Here is a 20570-nt window from a genome sequence, read left to right as displayed (position 1 = left end):
TCAGCACCACGACTTCGACCGGGTGTGTTGCCGCGCGGTGAACGCGCGGGCCCTCTAAAGCCGTACACCCCGGCCTTCGGCCAGCGCGCAACGACGTACGTCCCTCGACGTCCCCGACCACGAACTCGCGGCCGTCGACCCTCCCGACGAACCTCTCGCGCGAAAGAGCTGACCTCTCATGGCGACCACCCGTTCTGTCTCCACCGCCACCCTCCCCGCCCCCTCCCCCAGCGCCTCGCGGCACCGGCTGCGGGCCGTCGACCGGGACGAGGTCGTGGACGTCACAGACTTCCTGCCGCCGGGCGCCACCTGGCTGCCCGCTCCGCGCCACGCCCTGCCCACCCTGCCGGGCCGGCCGCCGATGATCGGCTACCTGGTGCTCGTCCCGGCCGACCAGCAGCCACCGTTCCTGCCGGTGGCGGTGCCGGACCACCCGGACGCCGACCCGGCCGACGCCACCGCCGAGGGCGGCGACCCGCTCGTCCGCATCGACCCGGTGCAGCGCACCGCCGCGGTGGACGGACGCGAACTCGACCTCACCTACCTGGAGTTCGAGCTGCTCGCGCACCTCGTCGCGCACCCGCACCGGGTGCACACGCGCGACCAGCTGGTCACCACGGTCTGGGGCTACGGCCACGTGGGCGACGGCCGCACCGTCGACGTCCACATCGCGCGCCTGCGCCGCAAGCTGGGCGCCGAGCACCGCCAGGCGATCCAGACGGTGCGCCGCGTGGGCTACAAGTACGCGCCGCCGACGGGACGTTGACGTCCCGGGGGCCGGCGCGCCGGCTCCCGCAGCGGGGCGTCGGACGTCTGCTGTCGGCAGATCCCCGTTCCGTCCCGCGGCTGAGGCGGGCACAGTCACCGGCATGAGACTTCTGGTGCTGGGTGGTACGGAGTTCGCGGGGCGGGCCGTAGTCGAGGCGGCGGCCGGGCGCGGTTGGGATGTGACGGTCCTGAACCGGGGGCGGCACGCGCCCGCCCCCGGGGTGCGGTCGCTGCGCGGCGACCGCACCGCGCCCGACGGACTCGCCGCCCTCGCCGAGGGCGGCGAGTGGGACGCCGTCGTCGACACCTGGGCGGCGGCGCCCCGTGCCGTGCGGGACGCGGCGCGGCTGCTGCGGGACCGCGCCCGGCGGTACGTGTACGTGTCGAGCTGCTCGGTGTACGCCTGGGCCCCGCCCGCCGGGTACAGCGAGGACGCGCCCCTCGTCGAGGGCGCCGAGGCCGGCGCGGAACAGACCGACTACGCGCGGGACAAGCGGGGCGGCGAGCTGGCGGCGGTCGGTTCCTTCGGCCCGGACCGCTCGCTGCTGGTGCGGTCCGGGCTGATCCTCGGGCCGTACGAGAACATCGGCCGCCTGCCCTGGTGGCTGAACCGGATCGCGCGGGGCGGTCCCGTGCTGGCGCCCGGTCCGCGGGACCTGCCCCTGCAGTACGTCGACGTCCGCGACCTCGCCGCGTGGATCCTCGGGGCGGTGGAGCGGGAGCTGAGCGGGCCGTACAACCTGATCAGCCCGCAGGGGCACGCCACCATGGGCACACTTCTGGACGCTTGTGTGCAGGTCACCGGCGCGGAGGCCGAACTGCGCTGGACCGACCCGGACGTCGTTTTGGACGCGGGCGTCGAGCCGTGGACCCAGCTGCCCGTGTGGGTGCCGCCGGGCAGCGACCTGCACGACGCCCTGCACGGCGCGGACGTCTCGCGGGCCGTCGCGACGGGCCTGAGCTGCCGTCCCGTCGCCGAGACGGTCGCCGACACGTGGAGCTGGCTGCAGGCCATCGGCGGCACGGCCCCGCAGCGCCCGGACCGGCCCGCGGTGGGCCTGGACCCGGCGGTGGAGGCGAAGGTGCTGGGACTTTAGCCGTGGTGGGGGTGGTGCCAGCCCCACCCCCACCACGGTGGCCCGGCCCCGTGACCCCTTGACCCCGCTCGGCGAGAGTGACGGCATGGACACGAAGAACGGGGGCACCAGGGACGCCGTCGGCAGGGCACGGACGGTCGCGGTCGCCGGGGTGATCCCGTGCGCGTTGTCCTGGCCGAAGACCTGTTCCTGCTGCGCGACGGGCTGGACCGGCTCCTTCAGGCCCACGACTTCGAGATCGCCGCGGCCGTCGAGTCCGGCCCGGAGCCGCCCCGGGCGCTGGCCGAGCTGGAGCCGGACGTGGCGGTGGTCGACGTGCGCCTGCCGCCGACGCACACCGACGAGGGGCTGCAGTGTGCGCTCCGGGCCCGCCGGGCCACGTCCGGGCTGCCGGTGCTCGTCCTGTCGCAGCACGTGGAGCAGCTCTACGCGCGCGAACTGCTGGCCGACGGCAACGGCGGGGTGGGGTATCTGCTCGAGGACCGGGTGTTCGACGCGGAGCAGTTCGTGGACGCCGTACGCCGGGTCGCGGCGGGCGGTGCGGCCATGGATCCGCAGGTGATCCGGCAGCTGCTGCGGCGGACGGCCGACGACCGGCCGTCGGCACGGCTGACGCCGCGCGAGCTGGAGGTGCTGGAGCTGATGGCGCAGGGGAGGTCGAACGCGGCGATCGCCACGCAGCTCGTCGTCACGGATCGGGCGATCGCCAAGCACACTTCGAACATCTTCGCCAAACCGGGACTCGAGGTCTCGGACGACGACAATCGGCGTGTGCCGGCCGTACTCGCCCATCCGGACCAGGACCGCTGAATCTCCACGAAGTCCCCCCGCCCGTCCGACACCATCCGTGAGATCACCGCAACTCCCGGTGTGCATAGGGCAGTTGAGGATGAATTGCTCCTCGAATCTCTCAGGAATTTGTGAGACGGCTGAACACCCCTGGGACCGGATCCGTATGGAAGGGAGCCGCTTCACTCCTGTCGGGCGCCTCGATGCTGCCCCGCAAGGAAGTCAGAGGAGTTCCATGGGACGCAACACACGAAAACGCCGTACGCCGCTGGCCACCAAGGCCATAGCCGCATCGGCGGCCCTAGCGCTCGGTGGGGGCGGGCTGATCTGGGCAAACTTCTACGCCTCTGCGCACGAGTCGAACAACAACTCGTGGCAGAACCAGACAAAGGCCGCATCCGCGCAGGTGGCGACGATCTCCTGCCCGGACGTCGGTCAGAAGCTGACGAACGTGCCGAACCAGGCCCGTACCGAGGTCGACGGCGAACTGGCCAATCTCGACCGTCAGATCACCGACGCCTACCAGCGTCTGGCGACCACGCGGGACGCCCAGACCAGGGACGCGAGTTTCGTCCAGAACTCCATCCTCCAGCCGCTGAAGGAACGGCGGAAGGTGATCATCGACCGGATCAAGCTGGAGATCAACCGGGCCGGCGGCAGCGCGCCGGACAGCCTGGACAACCTCACCGGCTGCACCGGCAGCAACGCCAACCAGGGCCAGACGACCGCCGGCGGCCAGAACAACGGCGGCCAGCAGAACAACGGTGGCCAGCAGCAGAACGGCGGCCAACAGAACAACAACAGCGGCCAACAGCAGAACGGCGGCCAGCAGCAGGGCAACAACGGCCAGCAGCAGAACAACGGCGGTCAGGCCGGCAACGGCCCGTCCGCGGCCGACTTCGTCGACATCACGAAGGTCCAGCCGAACGTCGCCGCGAAGCCGCAGAAGACCGGCAACGCCTCGACCGGTTCGTTCACCACCAGGTGCGGGGTGAACGCCAACAAGAACCACAACACCGACAACGTGATCGTGGCGCCCGGCGTGACCAACGGCGCGCACCACCTGCACGACTACGTCGGCAACCAGAAGGTCAACGCGTTCTCCAGCAACGACACGTTCCTGCAGGGCGGCACCAGCTGCCAGAACAAGAACGACCTGTCGGCGTACTACTGGCCGGTGGTCCGTGTCCAGGACGGCACGCAGGACTTCGACCAGAACGCCGACGGCGGCGGCAAGGAAGGCAACGTCGGCAAGATCCTGGTCCCCAAGCAGGCCCAGATCAAGTACGTCGGCAGCCCGACCAGCAAGGTCGTCGCGATGCCGCAGTTCCTGCGGATCATCACCGGTGACGCCAAGGCCTTCACCAACGGCACGGCCAACGCCAACGCGCACTGGAGCTGCACCGGCTTCGAGAACAAGGTCCAGCTGACGGACAAGTACCCGATCTGCCCGCAGGGCAGCAACGTGGTCCGTACGTTCGCCTTCCAGAGCTGCTGGGACGGCCAGAACATCGACAGCGCCAACCACCGTACGCACGTGGCCTTCGCCGACGCCAACGGCAACTGCCAGAACGGCTTCAAGGCGATCCCGCAGCTGACGATGCGCCTGGTGTACAGCGTGCCGCAGCCGGTCATCCAGAACGGCCAGGTGAAGAACGCCTACGCCGTGGACGGCTTCCCGGAGCAGCTGCACAAGGCGATCACGGACCACGACGACTTCATCAGCGTCACGACCGGGGGCCTGGCGAACAAGATCGCCGACTGCATCAACTCCGGCCGACGGTGCCAGTGATCCACTGAGCCGGTGAACGGCTGAAAGAAGGCCGGTGGCGGGATTCCGCCACCGGCCTTCGGCATGTGCGTCCCGGCGCGGCTCAGCCGCTGTGGGCGTGGTGGTCGGCCCCGGTCTCCAGGTCGCCGCCGAGCGTGCCGCGCAGCGCCTTGACCACGCCGTCGTCGCCGACGGCCACCCACTTGCGGCCGACGAGGTAGTAGCCGCCGTAGTCCTTGGCATCGTTGATCCACTCCCGCTGGCCGCGGTCGGTGGAGAAGGTGGCGAGGACGAACTTGCCGTCGGAGTTGGTGCAGATCGCCTGGCGGATCTCGTCGGCGTCCGTCTGGATGTTCGGCTTGCACTTCACCTCGGCGGCCAGGCTCTCCAGGCTGCCGGTCGCCGTCGGCGGCACCTTCGCGGCCGCGTCGCCGCCGGAGCCGCAGCCCGCCAGCGCCAGTACCGCCGCGGCGCCGGCCACCGCGAGCATCGGTCGGGTCAACCTCATCTGTTCCTCCGGTCCCTTCCGGCGGCATGGAGCAGAAGCATGCCGCACAGAGCCCCGGCGAGGGGCCCCGCCCTTCGATACGGCTGTGGTGTGCACAGCGCTCAAATCCGCTGTCGCCGCAGGCACGCGTGTGTGAGAGTGTGCCGGTGAACCAGGACTGGGAAGACCGTGCGGCCGCCGCCTGGGCCGCCTTCGACGACTACGCCGAGGACGAGGCAGCCGCGTTCCGGGCGGTGATCGACGCGCTCGTCGCCGAGCTGCCGGAGGACAGCCCGCTCGGCCCGTTCGAGCAGGCCTGCGCCTGGGACTCGACCGGGCACTCGGACAGGGCGGTGCCGCTGTACCGGGAGGCGCTGGCGCGCGGGCTCAGCGGCTACCGGGGCCGCCGGGCCAGGATCCAGCTGGCCAGCTCGCTGCGGAACATCGGGCAGGCGGAGGAGGGCGTCAAGCTGCTCACGCCCGAACTGGACGCCCGTCGGACGAGTTGGACGACGCGGTCCGCGCGTGTCTCGCCCTGTGCCTGTCCAGCCTCGGCCGCGACCGCGAGGGCCTGTCCCTCGTCCTCGGCGCTCTCGCGCCCCATCTGCCTCGCTACCAGCGGTCCATGGCGAACTACGCCCGCCTGCTGGTGGAACCGGAGGGCTGAGTCCGCCGGGCGGCGGTGACCATCCAACGATTCGCTCGTTCTGCTGAACGTGCAGTCACAGGATGTCGCCCCGCGCCCCTCGTCCGCCTCCGAGCCGGTCGTCGACGTCGAGCAGGCCGAGGCCGCGCTCGTCGAGCACTACCCGCGGCTCGTCCGGCTCGCCTATCTGGTGCTGCCGCCGGGCCTCGGCCGCAACCGACGCGTCCTGACCGCGCACGGCCTCACCCAGCGCGCGCTGCCCCGGGGCCGGTCCTCGGCGCCCGTGATCCCGGCCCAGTCGACCGGCCGCGACGCCGACCCCGGCTACGCCTTCGTCCGCCTCCAGGTGGTCCGTACGGCGCTGGAGGCGGGCCTGCCGCTCCGGCGCCGGGCCTGGCCCAAGCGCGCCCAGCTGCCGCCGCTGCTCCCCCAGGTCCGGGGCCTGCGCCTGTTCCCGCGCTCGGGCGGCGCCGACGAACTCGCCCTGGACCAGCGGCTGGCGGCCCTGTCCGGACCGGCGCGCGCCGCCTACGTCCTGCGCGGCCTGGAGAAGCTCTCGGACCGCGCCGTACGCGAGGTGCTGACGGCCGCAGGCGTGGACGACGCGGCCGCCGCGCTGCGTCAAACGGACCGCGTCCCCGCCCAGTACGCGCTGCTCGACTCCCCCGAGTTCGACGCCTGCTCGCTGCAGGCCCGGCCCACCGACCTGATGCGGCGCAGGCAGTACGGCAAGGCGACGCTCGCCGCCGCCGCGGCCCTCGCCGTGTGCGGGGCCCTGGTCGCCCTGCCCGGCGGCGGCTGGGGCCCCGACGGCGCCGCCGCCCCCACGTACGCGCAGAACCCGTCCGCCCGGGCCGCCCTCGACCCGGGCAGGCTGACCAGGATCGCCCCCACCGCCTGGAAGAGCTCCGCGCGCCTGGACTTCTCCGTGTGGCCCGCGCGCGGCGGCCTCACCGCTGACACGGCCCTGCTGCGCCGCGCGCTCGCGGTGTGGGCCCGCCCCGGCGAGACCGTCCGGGTCTCGGCCACCCGCGGCACCCCGTCGGGCGGCCCCGCCGGACCGCCGCAGCTGCTGTACGCGGGCGACGTCGACAACGCGCGCGTGGTGATTCTCTACGACGGACTGCGCATCGCCCGGTACGCAGAGCCGAAGGACTCGACGGCCGGGGCCGCGCTCGACTTCGCCCGGGTCGACGGCGCCACCGGGTCCGAGGCGGCCGCCGTCGTCCTCAACCGCTCCGACGGCAACGTCCGCTATCTGACGGCTCCTTGGGTGAAGAAGGCGGCCCTGCGGGACCTGTTGAAGCCCGCCTCGGGGACGACGGACCTCGGCCTGACGGACGGCGTCACCGCGCCGCTGGCCAGCCCCGCCCAGCAGACCGGCGCCTGCACCGCGTGGAACGCGCTGCAACTGACCGACTTCTCCGGAGCGCACCTGCTGAGCGACCTGGGCGAACTGGTTCCCGCCCGCCTCACCACGGGCCGCCCCGCCGCTCCGCACGAGGCGTCCGGCGCGGAGGGGCTGCGCACCTGGGCGCCGTTCGCCTGCTCGCTGGGCGCCGTGCGCGCGCAGGGCGTGCGGTCGGTCAACGCCTGGCAGTACGCCGAGCAGCCGCTGCCCGACGCAAGCGGCTCGGCCGCGTGGGTGTGCACGCGGGCCGAGACCTGGCGCGGCGGCGGGCCCCGGGTGCTGGCCCAGTTCCGTACCCCGGGCGGCAAGTACGGGGCCGTCGCGGCGAAGGCCGAGGACGTGCCCGCGTGCGGCGCCCGCGATCCGCACGTGCTGGCCGGAGTGGTGTGGAAGTCGGAGGCGGGCACGTGGTATCTGCTCGCGGCGGGCAGCATGGACACCGCGTCGATCAGGGCGACGGGCGGGGTCCGGGCGGCCTCCCAGGGCAACCTGCTCGCCGTACGGACCAAGCAGGGTGCCCAGGCCGGCCTGAAGGGGACGCTGGACGACGGCCGGTCGATCGGCGCGCTGCGCTAGTTGCCTCGAGCGGTTCACGCCACGCGCAGCCGTTGACGCCGACGGCGCCTTCGAGGTCGAACTCCGCCGCGGACGACGGACGTTGACCGTACCGGCCGACTCCACCGTGCCGGGCGCCGTGCGCGGAGTTGCCGGACACCGCGTAATCCTGCGCGCAGTGCTTCTGCGGCCCGTGTGGTCGTCTTGTGATGGATATCTGACGGAATCATGTGAACACCGCGGTCGGCCCGGTCCGTTCGGGGCCGGATTCGATCGGTAAGGTGTTCGCATGACTACCGGGGTTCGCCGCAGAATGGGAGTCGAGGAACGGCGGCAGCAGTTGATCGGCGTCGCCCTCGAACTGTTCAGCCGCCGCTCGCCCGACGAGGTCTCCATCGACGAGATAGCGTCGGCCGCGGGCATCTCGCGCCCGCTGGTCTACCACTACTTCCCCGGCAAACTCAGCCTGTACGAAGCCGCGTTGAAGCGCGCGTCGGAGGATCTGGCGGGGCGGTTCACCGAGCCCCACGAGGGACCGCTGGGGGCGCGGCTGCTGCGCGTGATGCGCCGGTTCTTCGACTTCGTGGACGAGCACGGGCCGGGTTTCTCGGCCCTGATGCGCGGCGGACCGGCGGTCGGCTCGTCGACGACGAACGCCCTCATCGACTCGGTGCGGCAGGCCGCGTATGACCAGATCCTTTCGCATCTGGAGATCAAGGATCCGCCCGCACGACTGGAACTGGTCGTCCGCTCCTGGATCTCGCTCGCGGAGTCGACGGCGCTGATCTGGCTGGACGGTCGGCGCATCCCGCGCGCCGAGCTGGAGACCCAGCTGGTGCACGACTTCGCCGCGCTCGCGGCCGTCAGCGCCGCCTACGACGAAGAGATGGGCACGCTGCTGCGCCGCGTGTTCAAGGACGAGCCCGACGGCCCCTTCGGCGACCTGGTCGCCCGGCTGATCGCCCTCGCGCCCTGACCCGGAATCCTCAGCTGTCGAACTTCCGGTACGACGGGTCGAGTTCGCGCACCTCGGCCGACGCGTGCAGCGCGAGCCCTTCGGCGGGCTTCACGTACTGCCGCAGCAACTCCAGTGCCTCCTCGGTGAGCCGGGCCTTGGTCTCGTCGGTGCGGCCGGCCAGCAGCCCGATGGTGACGTGCACGATCGCGTGCCCGCCCGTGTCCGGGCCGACCGTGGCGTCCTCGGTCCGGCGGAACTGCGTCTTGCACGCCGGGGGCTTCGCGGCCGCGATCTCGGCCGTGGCGGTGTGCAGCGCCTGCGCGAAGCCACGCCGGTCGAAGGCGTCCGCCAGCTGCTCGGAGTAGTCGACGGTGATCTGCGGCATGGGCACTCCTGTTCTACGGCAACAGGGCTCACCCTAGTTCGCCGGGGTGCTCCTCCCCCAGCCGCAGCGCCAGCATCGCGATGTCGTCCTCGCGGTCGTGGCCGAAGCGGTCCAGCAGCATGTCGCACAGGTCGCCGACGCCGGGCGGCGCCCCGGACGCGGCCGTGCGCAGCTGGTCCATGGAGGTCGCGAGGTCGACGCCGCGGGTCTCGATCAGGCCGTCGGTGACCATGAGGAGCCGGTCGGCGGGCGCGAGGTGCAGCTCGGCCGGCGCCGGGCGCTCCAGGCCGAGCCCGAGCAGCGGCCCGCACGCCTTCGCGTACGCGGCGCCGCCGGAGGCACGCACGACCAGCGGCGGGATGTGGCCCGCGTTGGCGACGCGGGCGCGGCCGGTGCCGGGGTCGAGGAGGACCAGGCAGACGGTGGCCGTGACGTCGGGGTGGTAGTGCTGCAGCATCCGGTCCAGCCGTGCGGCCAGGGCGGCCGGGTCGCTCTCCTCGACGCAGTAGGCGCGCAGCGCGTGCCTTATCTCGACCATGACGGTGGCCGCCTCCAGCGAGTGCCCGACGACGTCGCCGACCGCGGTGAGTACCCCGCCGCCGGTGCCGAGGACGGCGTAGAAGTCGCCGCCGATCTCGGTCTCCCGGGACGCGGGCACATAGCGCACCTCGACCTCGACGCCCGGCATGTGCGGCAGCCGGAACGGCTGGGGCAGGAAGCTGTGCTGGAGGGTCAGCGCGATGTGCCGCTCCGCCTGGTACATCAGCAGCGGCTCGGCGGCGAGCGCTGCGGCCTCGGCGAGGCGGGCGACCAGCGCGTCGTCCGCGGGGTCCGGGACGGGAACGCGGCGCACGGGGGTGGCGATGCACACCGGTGTCGTGCCGTCCTGGGCGGGCGCCAGCACCAGCCGTGCGTCCTCCTGGACGCCGGGCCGGAAGCAACCGGCCGGCCACAGCGGCGCGGGTACCACCGTGGCGTGTACGCCCGACTGCCCCTCCGCGATCCGTGCGATCAGCCGCGCCACCGACTCGTGCGCGGCGCCGGGCAGCGTGCGGGAGATGCCGCCGCGGGACCTGCCCCCGTGCAGCTCGCCGTCCGGGCCGACGACGAAGGCGGCGGCGTGCGTTCCGCTGAGCCGGGCCGCGCCCTCCGCGGCCGCGTCGGCGAGCTCCCCCAGGCAGCGGGCGGCCTGCACCCTCACGATCGCCTCGGACAGCAGAGTCAGCCGGTGCACCAGCGTGCCGGCGCCCGAGTGCCGGCGGGCGCCGCGCACCGCGGCCCGTACGACGGCCTGGATCTCCTGCGGCTCGGCCGGCACCGTCAGATAGGCGTCACCGCCCGCGTCCAGCGCCCGGCACCGGTCGCCGGATTCCACGGACACGGCGGAGAAGTGGACCACCGGCAGCGCGGCCGTGCGTGGCTGGGCCCTGAGCCGGCGGCACAGCTCGAAGCCGCTCATGTCCGGCAGGCCCACGTCGACGAGGGCCACGTCGGGCAGGGTGCCCGCGCCCAGCCGTACGTCGAGTTCGACCAGCGCCTCGCTCCCGCTCGCGACCGGCACCACGCGATGGCCCGCGCGGCGCAGTACCGCGCCCATGGCGTACCGGCTGGCCGCCACGTCGTCGACGACCATCACGGTCGTGTCCGTCTGCCAGCCGTTGCCATCCATGTCCGAAGCCCCCCGGGCCGGGGTGGTGGGGCGGGTCCCCGGCCGGGGATCCGCCCCACCAACGTAGTGCGCGGTTCACGCGGCCCGGGAGAACACCGCCACAGTGCGCCCCGGAACGGCGAACGTGCCCGATTTCGCCTCGTAAGAGGAGGACTTGACGATAGGGTCCGCACCGGACGTCTGCACCGGGTGCAGCCGGTAGTGCGTCCCGGCCAGCGCGTCGATGCGCTGCTCCTGCCGCTGGGGCGTCGCGTTGAACACCACGACCAGGTCACCGAGCCGCATGGTGATCACCCCGGGTGTCTCGTCCTTCCCGGACAGCGGGAAGGACAGCTGGGACTGCACCTGCCCGGCGGTGGCTAGGGAGAAGGCCTTCTCCGTCGTACGGATCCTGAGCAGGTCCCGGTATGCCGCCGAGGCGCCGTCGATCTGCGGGCAGCAAACGCCGACGGAGCTCAACAGCGGCTTGGCGTACGGCCACTTGGACTGGTTGTCGGCCGCCATGGGCAGGCCGCGCCCGAAGCCGTTGCCGTCCGCGCAGTTCCAGTGAATGGCGTTGAACCAGTCGCCGCTGTCGAAGGAGTTGCGGTCCAGCGACTTCGAGCGCAGCAGGTCGGTGCCGGCCTGGGAGAGGGCCGGGCCCTGTGAGAGGGCCGCCGTCGCCATCGCCAGGACCTGCATCCGGGCCCGGTCGGACGCGGAGGTGTCCTTCGGCAGCTTGTAGGCGAGCGCGTCGAACAGCGACTCGTTGTCGTGCGCGTCGACGTAGGCGAGGACGTCGCCGGGGGCGTCCGCGTACCCGGCGGGCGCGCCGCCATAGTCGATCTCCGCGCCGGTGACCTCCTTGCCGTCGGTGTCGGTGAAGCGGTACTTGGCGAGGTTGCCGGTCAGGCCGACCTTGATGAGGTCCTGGTAGTGCAGGAGGCGGGCCTTCTGCTCGGCCGGAGTCCCGTTGCCCGTGGACGAGTTGGGGTCGGTGTACAGCCCGGAGGCGAAGCCCTGGACGCCGGGGTCGGAGTCGAAGGGGCTGCCGCCGCGCACGGCGTCACGGGCCCGGTCGGAGAAGGTCGCGATGCCCGTGCCGGCCATGTTCTTCTGCGTGGCCTGCACGAACCGGGCGTCGTCGGCGACCTCGCCGAAGTTCCAGCCCTCGCCGTAGAGGATGATCTTCTTGCCGTCCACGCCGTCCTTCTTCAAGGTCAGCGCGTCGAGTGCCTTGCGGACGGCGAGGATGTTGGCCTTCGGGTGGTGGCCCATGAGGTCGAAGCGGAAGCCGTCGACCTTGTACTCCTTGGCCCAGGTGACGATGGAGTCGACGACCAGCTTGCCCATCATGGCGTTCTCGGGCGCGGTGTTGGCACAGCAGGTGCTGTTCGCCACCGAGCCGTCCGCGAGAAGCCGCTGATAGTAGCCCGGCACGATCCGGTCGAGCACGGACGTGTCCGCCTGACCGCTCGCCGCCGTGTGGTTGTAGACGACGTCCATGACGACGCGCAGGCCGTCCTGGTTGAGCGCCTTGACCATCTTGCGGAACTCGACCGTACGGTCCGTGCCGTCCGGGTCGGTGGCGTACGAGCCCTCGGGGACCGTGTAGTGGTAGGGGTCGTAGCCCCAGTTGTAGGCGTCCTTCGCGGCGGTCTTCGCCACGCACTCCTGCTGCTTGTCGGAGTAGGCCGGGTAGGAGGCCAGGTCGCAGTCGGTGGTCGCCTGGTCGGACTTCCGCTCCGGGATGGTGGCGATGTCGAAGGCGGGCAGGAGGTGGACGTAGGAGGTGCCGGCCTTGGCCAGCTGCCGCAGGTGCTTCGAACCGTCGCTGCCCTTGTCGGTGAAGGCGAGGTAGGTGCCCCGGTGCTGCGCCGGGACGGTCGGGTCCGCGACGGAGAAGTCCCGGATGTGCAACTCCTGGATCTGGGCGTCCCGCAGCGGTACGGCCTTGGGCTTGGCCAGGGTCGACCAGCCGCTCGGCGCGAGCGACCGGTCGTTCAGGTCGACGAGGAGACTGCGCTCGGAGTTGGCGGTCAGGGCGACCGAGTAGGGGTCGGTGACCTTGTTGGTGACGACCTTCCGGACGGTGGGCGCCCAGACCTTCACGACGTAGCGGTAGGGCTTGTTCTTCCAGGAGGCGGGGCCGGTGACGGACCAGACGCCGGTGGTGTCGTTCCGGTGCATCCGCACGGTGGAGCCGTTTAGGTCCAAAGAGACGCTCTGGGCCGTCGGGGCCCATACGGCCGGCGTGGGACGGCCGTCGTGGAAGGCCGGACCGAGCTGCGCCTTCGTCGCGGCGCCGTACAGATCGTCGAGTACGCCGGCGAGCTGGACGCCCGTCGCCGCCAGCACCGCGCCGTTCGCGGCCCGCTGGGAGGCGACGACCTGGCCGCGCAGGGCCTCGCGGACCCGGTCGCGGTCGCGCGGGTCGATCGACCAGGCGGTGTAGTCCTTCAGGTGCGGGAACTTCGTCTTCTGCGCGTCGGTGAGCGTGGTCCTGGTCAGCCGCAGCCAGCGCTCGTCGTCGCTGGTCAGCGTCCCGTCCTTGACGGTGATGGAGCCGTCGTGGGAGTAGACCAGCTGGGTGGAGGCGGCGCCGTCGGCGCCGTTCCACGCGACCGTGCTCCGGTCGATCCAGATCGCCTTTGAGGTGCTCAGGTCGAGGGCGGCCGCGCTGCCCGCGGGCTGCGGCAGCAGGTACTTCTCCTGGCCGCTCAACAGCCACACCTCGTGGCCGCTCGCGGTGAGGTCCAGGGACTGGTCGGCGGAGAGGTCCTTCTCGTCGCCCTTGTGGATGATGTAGCTGAGGCTGGTGGCACCGTCGGTGAGCGGTACCTCGAAGACCGCGCCATAGGCGTCAGTCTTCACCGGCTCGAGGGGGTTCGACCAGTCGGTGGGGTGCGCGGCGCCCGTCCAGACGTGGATGCCCCAGTCGTCGTAGTTGCCGTCGGCGCGGTGGTAGTGGATGACCGCCTTGGTCCTGTCCTGGGCGGGGTAGTCCGGCCGCTGCGTCTGTACGGCCTCCCTGCCCTGCTCGATCCAGACCCCACCCGTTTTGGTGACGTCGATCGACCGGTCGGCGGTGACGTCCTTGTTCCCGTCCTTGTCGATCACGAGGAAGCCGACGTGGGAGGCGCCCGGCTTCAGCTTGACGTAGGCGAAGGCGCCGTAGGCGTCCCGGCCGACGAAGGGGTGGCTGTTCGGCCAGGTGGTCGACTCGCCGTCGGCGAGGTCGCCCCAGGCGTACAGGCCCCAGTCGGCGTAGTCGCCGTCGGTGCGCTTGTAGTGGACGACCACGTGGTCGCGCGAGGTCGCCGTGGGGACCTCCTTGGCGGGCGGGGTGCCCGAGGTGGACGTCGCCGTGGCGCTGGACATCCGGCCCGCCGAGTCGACGACGACCGCCTTATAGCGCAGGGCGGTGCCGGCGGGGACGTTCTCGGCGAGGGTCTGGGTGACCTTGTAGGGGGCGTGGTCGGCGGAGCCCAGCACCTTCCACGCGCCGTTGCCGACCTGGGCGGCGAAGACGACCCGGTTGAGCTGTCCGCCGTCGACGTCGGCGCTCAGTTCGACGGTGCCGGTGGCGCCCGCGGCCGGGGCCGTGAGGGTGATCGTCGGCTTGCCGGCGGGTTCGCCGAGCCTGCCGTCCGCCTTGTAGACGACGGCGGATCCGGCCGGGACGGTCACGGTGACCTGCTTGTCGGCGCCGGACCGCAGGGAGCCGTCGGTCCCGTGGATCCCGCGGAATGTCATGTCCGCCGAGCCCGTGGTGAAGGTCGCCGTCTTCGCCTGGTCGGCGTTGTTGAGGGCGACCAGGTACTCGGTCCTGTCGGTACCGGTACGGGAGAAGGCGTAGACTCCCGCGCCGTCCGCCGCGTACCGCTCCGTCTGGACGCCGTCCGTGAGCGCCGGGTTGTCCTTGCGGAGCTTGGCCAGGGCGGCGATCTGCCGGTAGAGGGGGCCGCTCGGGTCGTAGGAGTCGCTCGCGTGGGTGCGGTCGGTGCCGATCTCGTCGTCGTCGAGGTAGTCGGCGACCTTGGAGGCGAACATCGTCTGGCGGGCGTCCTTGTCGCCGCCGGAGCCGGTGAAGCCCTGCTCGTCGCCGTAGTAGACGACGGGGTTGCCGCGGCTGAGGAACATCAGCTCGTTGGCGAGCCGGTCCTTCTTCAGCAGTTCGGCGTCGGTCGCCTTCGGGTTGTCCTGCCTGAGGAAGTACCCGATGCGGCCCATGTCGTGGTTGCCGAGGAAGGTGACCTGCTCGTAGGCGTTGGCCTTGTCGGTTGTGTACTTGTAGTCGTCGGCGAAGACGCTCGCGAGCCTGCGGGCGCTGCCGCCCTGGGAGGCGTAGGCGCGGGCCGCGTCCTGGAAGGGGAAGTCGAGCGTGGCGTCGAGGCGGCCCTGGGTGACGTACGGGGACGTCACGGAGGTGTCGGCGGAGTACACCTCGCCGAACATGAAGAAGTTCCGGCGGCCGTGTGCGGCGGCGTACTGGTCGAGCGCCGTCGCCCACTGGGTCCAGAACGCCATGTCGACGTGCTTCACGGTGTCGATCCGGAAGCCGTCGACGCCGAAGTCCCTGACCCAGCGTTCGTAGATCTTCTCCATGCCCCGAACGACCTCGGGACGCTCGGTCCACAGGTCGTCGAGCCCGGAGAAGTCGCCGTAGGTGGCGTTCTCGCCGGCGTACGTCGAGTCGCCTCGGTTGTGGTACATCGTCGGGTCGTTGAGCCACGACGGGACCTTGACGTCCTTCTTGGCGGCCGGGACGGTCGGCGTGCGCGGGAAGGAGCCCGCGTCGACGGCGGGGAACTTCTTCGTGCCGTCGGCGTAGTCGGCGTCGTCGAAGGGACGGCCGTCCTTCGTCAGGTACGGGAAGGCGCCCTTGGAGAGGTAGTCGTGGGACTGGCCCTCGTAGTCGACGACGTCGGCGGTGTGGTTCGTGATGACGTCGAAGAAGACCTTCATGCCCTTGGCGTGCGCCTTGGAGATCAGGGTCGTCAGGTCCTTGTTGGTGCCGAAGTGCGGGTCGACCTTGGTGAAGTCGGTGATCCAGTAGCCGTGGTAGCCGGCGGATGCTCCCCCAGTGCTTGACGCCTGGGAGGTACCCCCACTGCCGGTGCCCTGCACGGGCTGGTTCTTGAAGATGGGGGCCAGCCAGATGGCCGTGGTGCCGAGGCCCTTGATGTAGTCGAGCCGCTTGGTCAGACCCTTGAGGTCGCCGCCCTGGTAGAAGCCCTTGTCGGTGGGGTCGTAGCCGGTGGCCAGGCGTGAACCGGTCAGGCCGCCACGGTCGTTGGAGGTGTCCGCGTTGGCGAAACGGTCCGGCATGACGAAGTAGAACTGCTCGCGGGTGTCGTCGTGCCGCGCGGGCGCGGCGGCGAGCCGCGCGTCGGACGGGGGCGGGGGCGGGGTGGCGCCCCGGGCGGCGAGGGGCTGGACGAGGGCGGCGGCGAGCGCGGGTACGGTGACGGACGCGATACGTCTGCCGTGGGGGAAGCGGCGCGTCCGCGGCGCCGGCCATCTCGGTATCACAGGCGTGAACTCCTTGCGATTACGGCTCAGGTGGGTCCGACCCGTGCGCCGCGGGACGGCTGCGTCGCCGGGCGCCCGCGTGACCGTATCGCCGACGAAAGGTTTACAGCAAGAGGCTTGAAAGCAACGGAAAGAGATTTCAAGGGGCCATGGACAAGTGCCGGGCCGCCCGGCCCGGCCGGGCAAGTGCCGGGCGGACCAACTGGGCAGGGGCCGGGCGGCCCGGCTGGAACGGGGTCAGCAGGCCGACTTGCCCGTGTAGATCGCCAGCGCCGTGTTCGTGCCGAGTGTCGCGGTGAACTGGCCGGAACTGTTCACGGTGACCGGCGTGTTGTTCTGCACATTGCAGTACGTGGCCGCCGGCAGGGACGTCTGGTACGTCCGGGTCAGCGCGCTCGTCTCGTGATTGATCGCCACGAAGCCCTCGCTGCCGCGGCCGAAGGCGATCGCGTCGGCTCCGTCGTCCCACCAGTTGGTGACCGACTGGCCGCGGGTGGCGTTGCGGAAGGCGACCATGGACTTGATCTCCGGCCAGGCGTGCTGGCACTTCCAGCCGTCCTGCCAACAGGCGTACACCTGACCCCCGTTGGGCGGGCCCGCGTCCACGTCGGACCACTCGTAGCCGGAGTTGATGTCCGGGGCGCCGTAGGGCCAGGCCAGCATGAAGACGTTGGCGAGGGTGTAGTTGGCGCCGTCCTTGTAGTTCAGGGTCGAGCCGTTGCGCTCGGTGTCGTGGTTGTCGACGAAGACGCCCGCGACCGAGCTGCTCATGTAGCCCCAGCCCTCGCCGTAGTTCTTCAGGTAGGCGAGGTTCTCGTTGTTGAAGACCCGCTTGAGGTCGTAGGCGTAGCGGAACTCCTGGACGTCGCCGTTGCCGGTGTACTCGGTCGGCTGGACCGCCTCGCCCGCGCCGTAGATGGTCTCCTGCTTCCAGTAGGCGTTCGGGTTCGTCAGGCGGGACTTGATGTTGGCCAGGTCGTCCGCCGGGATGTGCTTGGCCGCGTCAATGCGGAAGCCGTCCACGCCGAGGGTGAGCAGGTCGTTCATGTAGCCCGCGATGGTCTTGCGGACGTACTCCTCGCCGGTGTCGAGGTCGGCGAGGCCCACCAGTTCGCAGTGCTGGACGTTCCAGCGGTCCTGGTAGTTGGTGACCTGGGCGGTGCAGTCGTCGAAGTCGTAAACGGAGTACAGGCCCGGGTAGTCGTACTTGGTGTACGTCGAGCCGCCGGTACCGGTGCCGCTGCCCGCCGACATGTGGTTGATCACCGTGTCGACGACGACCTTCACACCGGCCGCGTGGCAGGTGTTGACCATGTTCTGGAAGGCCGTACGGTCACCGAGGCGCCCGGCGATCCTGTAGCTCACGGGCTGATACGACGTCCACCACTGCGAGCCCTGTATGTGCTCGGCGGGCGGGGAGACCTGGACGTAGCCGTAGCCGGCGGGGCCGAGCGTGGTGGTGCACTCCTTGGCGACGGAGGCGTAGTTCCACTCGAAGAGGACGGCGGTGACGTCCTTGGTGCCGGGCGGGGAGGCGGATGCGGGGGTCGCGACGGCGACCGACGCTGCCGCGGTGAGGGCGAGCGCGCCCGAAAGGCATCTGCGGATGGCCATGTGGGGGTTCCTTCTCCGTTGAAGGCTCTTGCGGAAAAGTTCAGCAAGATGTTGTCCGCAGATGGTAAAAGGCCCGCCGCCCCAACGGGACAGCGGGCCATGTGGAGTTGATGTGAAGGTGTGTCCCGCGTCCTCGTTCTAGGCCGTGGTCCACCACACCGTCGTGTCGGCCGGCACCTTGGTCTTGCCGTCCGCCTCCGTCACCTCGCCGCTGGCGAGGAGCACGCGGCCGTACGCCGGCGTGATGACCGACTCCCCGGTCGTGTTCGCCACGCACACGAACTCCCCGCGGCGGAAGGCGAGGACACCCTCGGGTGCCCGCAGCCACTCCACCGCTTCGCCCGCACCCAGGTCGGGGTGGGAGCGGCGGACGGCGAGCGCGGAGCGGTACAGCTCGAGCGTCGAGCCGGGCACGCCCTGCTGCGCCTCGACGCTCAGCTCGCCCCAGTTCTCCGGCTGCGGCAGCCAGCTGCCGCCGGTGCCGAAGCCGTAGGAGGAGCCCTCGCGCGTCCACGGGATCGGGACGCGGCAGCCGTCGCGGAAGCCGTCCTGGCCGGCGCCCCGGAAGTACGCCGGGTCCTGGCGCACCTCGTCCGGCAGGTCCACGACGTCCGGCAGACCGAGTTCCTCGCCCTGGTAGACGTACGCCGATCCGGGCAGCGCCAGCATCAGCAGCGTGGCCGCGCGGGCCCGGCGCAGGCCGAGGTCGCGGTCGCCGGCCGTGCGGATCTGGGTGCCGAGGCCGGGCGGGTTGGCGAAGCGGGTGGCGTGCCGGGTCACGTCGTGGTTGGACAGCACCCAGGTGGCGGGGGCGCCGACCGGGCGCATCGCCTCCAGCGTGCGGTCGATGACCGTGCGCAGCTCGGCTGCGTCCCAGTAGGTGCCGAGGTACTGGAAGTTGAAGGCCTGGTGCAGCTCGTCGGGGCGGACGTAGTTCGCGGTGCGCTCGATGGTCGGGGTCCACGCCTCGGCGACGAAGATGCGCTCGCCGGAGTACTCGTCGAGGATGCGGCGCCACTGCCGGTAGATGGCGTGCACGCCGTCCTGGTCGAAGAACGGCATGACATCGTTGCCCAGCAGCTTCAGCTGGTCGTGGGAGCCGAGGTCGGGCAGGCCGTCGGCCTTGACCAGGCCGTGGGCGACGTCGATGCGGAAGCCGTCGACGCCCATGTCGAGCCAGAAGCGCAGGATGGAGCGGAACTCGTCGCCGACGGCCGGGTGCTCCCAGTTGAAGTCGGGCTGCTCGGGGGCGAAGAGGTGCAGGTACCACTCGCCGGGGGTGCCGTCCGGTTCGGTGACGCGGGTCCACGCCGGCCCGCCGAAGATGGACTCCCAGTCATTGGGCGGGAGTTCGCCGTTCTTCCCTTTGCCGGGGCGGAAGTGGTAGCGCTCCCGCAGCGGGGAGCCGGGGCCCTCGGCGACCGCCCGCTTGAACCACTCGTGCTGGTCGGAGGAGTGGTTGGGCACGAGGTCGACGATGATGCGCAGGCCCAGCTCGTGGGCGTCGCGGATCAGCGCGTCGGCGTCGAGGAGGTTGCCGAACATGGGGTCGACGGCGCGGTAGTCGGCGACGTCGTAGCCGGCGTCGGCCTGCGGCGAGGCGTAGAAGGGGCTGAGCCACACGGCGTCCACGCCGAGGTCGCGCAGGTACGGCAGGCGGGAGCGTACGCCCTCCAGGTCGCCCATGCCGTCGCCGTTGCTGTCGGCGAAGCTGCGCGGATAGACCTGGTAGATGACCGCGTCCCGCCACCAGTCGCGGCGCGGGGCGACGGTGGCGACGGCGGAGGTTTCGGCCGAGGAGTGCTGCTGGCTCATGGCGTCCTTGATGCGTAACGGAGTTCGGGTCATTCAGGCGTGGGTACGGCGGCGGGTGACGAGGCGGCCGCGGTGCCGGCGGGGTCTGGGGATCCCCCTGCTCGACGAGCTTTGGGGGGACCGCGGCCGCCACCCGCGCGGACAGGCGCGCGGGAGCCGTGTTCTGCGAGCGGGGGTCAGCCCTTGGTGCCGCCCGCGGTGAGGCCGGTCACCAGGTTCTTCTGCACGAGGTAGAAGAAGAGGGACACGGGTATCGCGATCAGCACCGCGGTGGCGGCCATGAGGTTGCGCTGTGCGTCGTGTTCGCTGATGAAGCTCTGCAGGCCGACGGCGAAGGTGTACTTGGTGTCGTCCAGCATGAACGTCGAGGCGAACGCCACCTCGCCGAAGGCGGTGATGAAGGTGTAGAAGGCGGCGACCGCCAGACCCGGCTTGGCGAGCGGAAGGATCAGCCGCGCGAAGGTGCCGAAGGGCGTCAGCCCGTCGACCCGCCCCGCCTCGTCGATCTCGAACGGGATGGTGTCGAAGTAGCCCTTGAGGAGCCAGGCGCTGTACGGCACCGCGGTCGAGCAGTAGACGAGGATCAGGCCGAGGTAGCTGTCGATGAGCCCCAGGTCCGACAGGATCTGGTACATCGGCACGATGAGCACCGCGATCGGGAACATCTGGGTGACCAGCAGCACCCACATCAGCTTCTTGTAGCCGGGGAAGCGCATGCGGGAGACCGCGTAGCCGGTGGTGGCGGCAACGAGGACACCGATGACCGTTGTGCCGAGCGAGACGATCAGCGAACTCTTCAGCCAGTCGAAGAAGTTCGTGTGCTGTAGCACGAACGAGTAGTTGTCGAACGTCATCTTGTGCCAGATCCGCCCGGGGTGCAGGTAGTCGTCCTTGTCCGGACCGAGGGACAGGAAGACCAGCCAGGCGACCGGGAACAGCGCAATCAGGCTCGCGACGATCAGGATGCCGTGGGAGGCGAGGGAGGCGCCGGGGCTGCGCTTACCGCGCCGGACTGCTTTGCGCGGCGGGGCGCCGGCGGAGCTCTGCTTGGTCACCGCGGAGGAGGTCTCAACAGTGGTCGTACTCATGGG

Annotated in this window: 13 protein-coding genes and 1 pseudogene; 7 read left to right on the top strand and 7 right to left on the bottom strand. The window is 71.0% G+C overall.

Going from position 1 to position 20570, the window contains the following annotated elements; all coding sequences use genetic code 11:
* The first annotated feature begins 178 nt into the window (after positions 1 to 178).
* From ABZV31_RS02340 to ABZV31_RS02325, 4 genes are all read left to right on the top strand, one after another.
* On the top strand, positions 179 to 766 hold the full coding sequence (locus tag ABZV31_RS02340; protein ID WP_355886922.1) for a winged helix-turn-helix domain-containing protein: 588 nt from the start codon (positions 179 to 181) through the stop codon (positions 764 to 766).
* Positions 767 to 869: 103 nt separating this feature from the next.
* Positions 870 to 1865 (top strand): NAD-dependent epimerase/dehydratase family protein, encoded by a 996-nt coding sequence (locus ABZV31_RS02335; RefSeq protein ID WP_355886919.1) that lies wholly within the window; start codon positions 870 to 872, stop codon positions 1863 to 1865.
* Positions 1866 to 2024: 159 nt separating this feature from the next.
* The gene (locus tag ABZV31_RS02330) at positions 2025 to 2675 is read left to right on the top strand and encodes a response regulator transcription factor (protein WP_355886916.1); all 651 of its coding nucleotides are present in this window, start codon (positions 2025 to 2027) and stop codon (positions 2673 to 2675) included.
* Between the two features lie 214 nt (positions 2676 to 2889).
* Positions 2890 to 4446 (top strand): DUF1996 domain-containing protein, encoded by a 1557-nt coding sequence (locus ABZV31_RS02325; protein ID WP_355886913.1) that lies wholly within the window; start codon positions 2890 to 2892, stop codon positions 4444 to 4446.
* An 82-nt stretch (positions 4447 to 4528) separates the two neighbouring features.
* On the opposite strand, the gene ABZV31_RS02320 is transcribed toward ABZV31_RS02325, so the two are convergent.
* Positions 4529 to 4933 carry a hypothetical protein gene (locus ABZV31_RS02320; RefSeq protein ID WP_355886911.1) on the bottom strand — a complete coding sequence of 135 codons (405 nt, stop codon included), beginning with the start codon at positions 4931 to 4933 and terminating at the stop codon, positions 4529 to 4531.
* 146 nt (positions 4934 to 5079) lie between these two features.
* Here ABZV31_RS02320 and ABZV31_RS02315 point away from each other — a divergent pair.
* From ABZV31_RS02315 to ABZV31_RS02305, 3 genes and pseudogenes are all read left to right on the top strand, one after another.
* Positions 5080 to 5579: pseudogene (locus ABZV31_RS02315) on the top strand (tetratricopeptide repeat protein).
* A gap of 49 nt (positions 5580 to 5628) precedes the next feature.
* A complete protein-coding gene (locus tag ABZV31_RS02310; RefSeq protein WP_355886909.1) occupies positions 5629 to 7545 on the top strand; it encodes a hypothetical protein in 1917 nt (638 codons plus the stop codon).
* Positions 7546 to 7813: 268 nt separating this feature from the next.
* Positions 7814 to 8500 carry a TetR/AcrR family transcriptional regulator gene (locus ABZV31_RS02305; protein ID WP_355886906.1) on the top strand — a complete coding sequence of 229 codons (687 nt, stop codon included), beginning with the start codon at positions 7814 to 7816 and terminating at the stop codon, positions 8498 to 8500.
* Between the two features lie 10 nt (positions 8501 to 8510).
* Here ABZV31_RS02305 and ABZV31_RS02300 read toward each other — a convergent pair whose 3' ends face one another.
* The 6 genes from ABZV31_RS02300 to ABZV31_RS02275 all read right to left on the bottom strand — a co-directional run bounded on the left by ABZV31_RS02300 (position 8511) and on the right by ABZV31_RS02275 (position 20567).
* A complete protein-coding gene (locus ABZV31_RS02300) occupies positions 8511 to 8867 on the bottom strand; it encodes a 5-carboxymethyl-2-hydroxymuconate Delta-isomerase (RefSeq protein WP_355886903.1) in 357 nt (118 codons plus the stop codon).
* Between the two features lie 28 nt (positions 8868 to 8895).
* The gene (locus ABZV31_RS02295; RefSeq protein WP_355886901.1) at positions 8896 to 10536 is read right to left on the bottom strand and encodes a fused response regulator/phosphatase; all 1641 of its coding nucleotides are present in this window, start codon (positions 10534 to 10536) and stop codon (positions 8896 to 8898) included.
* A 75-nt stretch (positions 10537 to 10611) separates the two neighbouring features.
* Complete coding sequence (pulA, locus tag ABZV31_RS02290; RefSeq protein ID WP_355886898.1) at positions 10612 to 16050, bottom strand: pullulanase-type alpha-1,6-glucosidase; 5439 nt, start codon at positions 16048 to 16050, stop codon at positions 10612 to 10614.
* A 237-nt stretch (positions 16051 to 16287) separates the two neighbouring features.
* Positions 16288 to 17664: an alpha-amylase family protein gene (locus ABZV31_RS02285; protein ID WP_355886896.1), complete on the bottom strand. Its 1377-nt coding sequence runs from the start codon at positions 17662 to 17664 to the stop codon at positions 16288 to 16290.
* Between the two features lie 138 nt (positions 17665 to 17802).
* Positions 17803 to 19479: a glycoside hydrolase family 13 protein gene (locus ABZV31_RS02280; RefSeq protein ID WP_355886894.1), complete on the bottom strand. Its 1677-nt coding sequence runs from the start codon at positions 19477 to 19479 to the stop codon at positions 17803 to 17805.
* Between the two features lie 176 nt (positions 19480 to 19655).
* Positions 19656 to 20567, bottom strand: a complete 912-nt coding sequence (locus ABZV31_RS02275) for a sugar ABC transporter permease (protein ID WP_355886892.1) — start codon at positions 20565 to 20567, stop codon at positions 19656 to 19658.
* Positions 20568 to 20570 lie beyond the last annotated feature (3 nt).

The organism is Streptomyces sp. NPDC005202 (genome assembly GCF_040608235.1).
GTDB lineage: Bacteria > Actinomycetota > Actinomycetes > Streptomycetales > Streptomycetaceae > Streptomyces.
The sequence above is the reverse complement of the archived record's forward strand: the minus strand, read 5'-3'. Positions and strand labels throughout refer to the sequence as shown.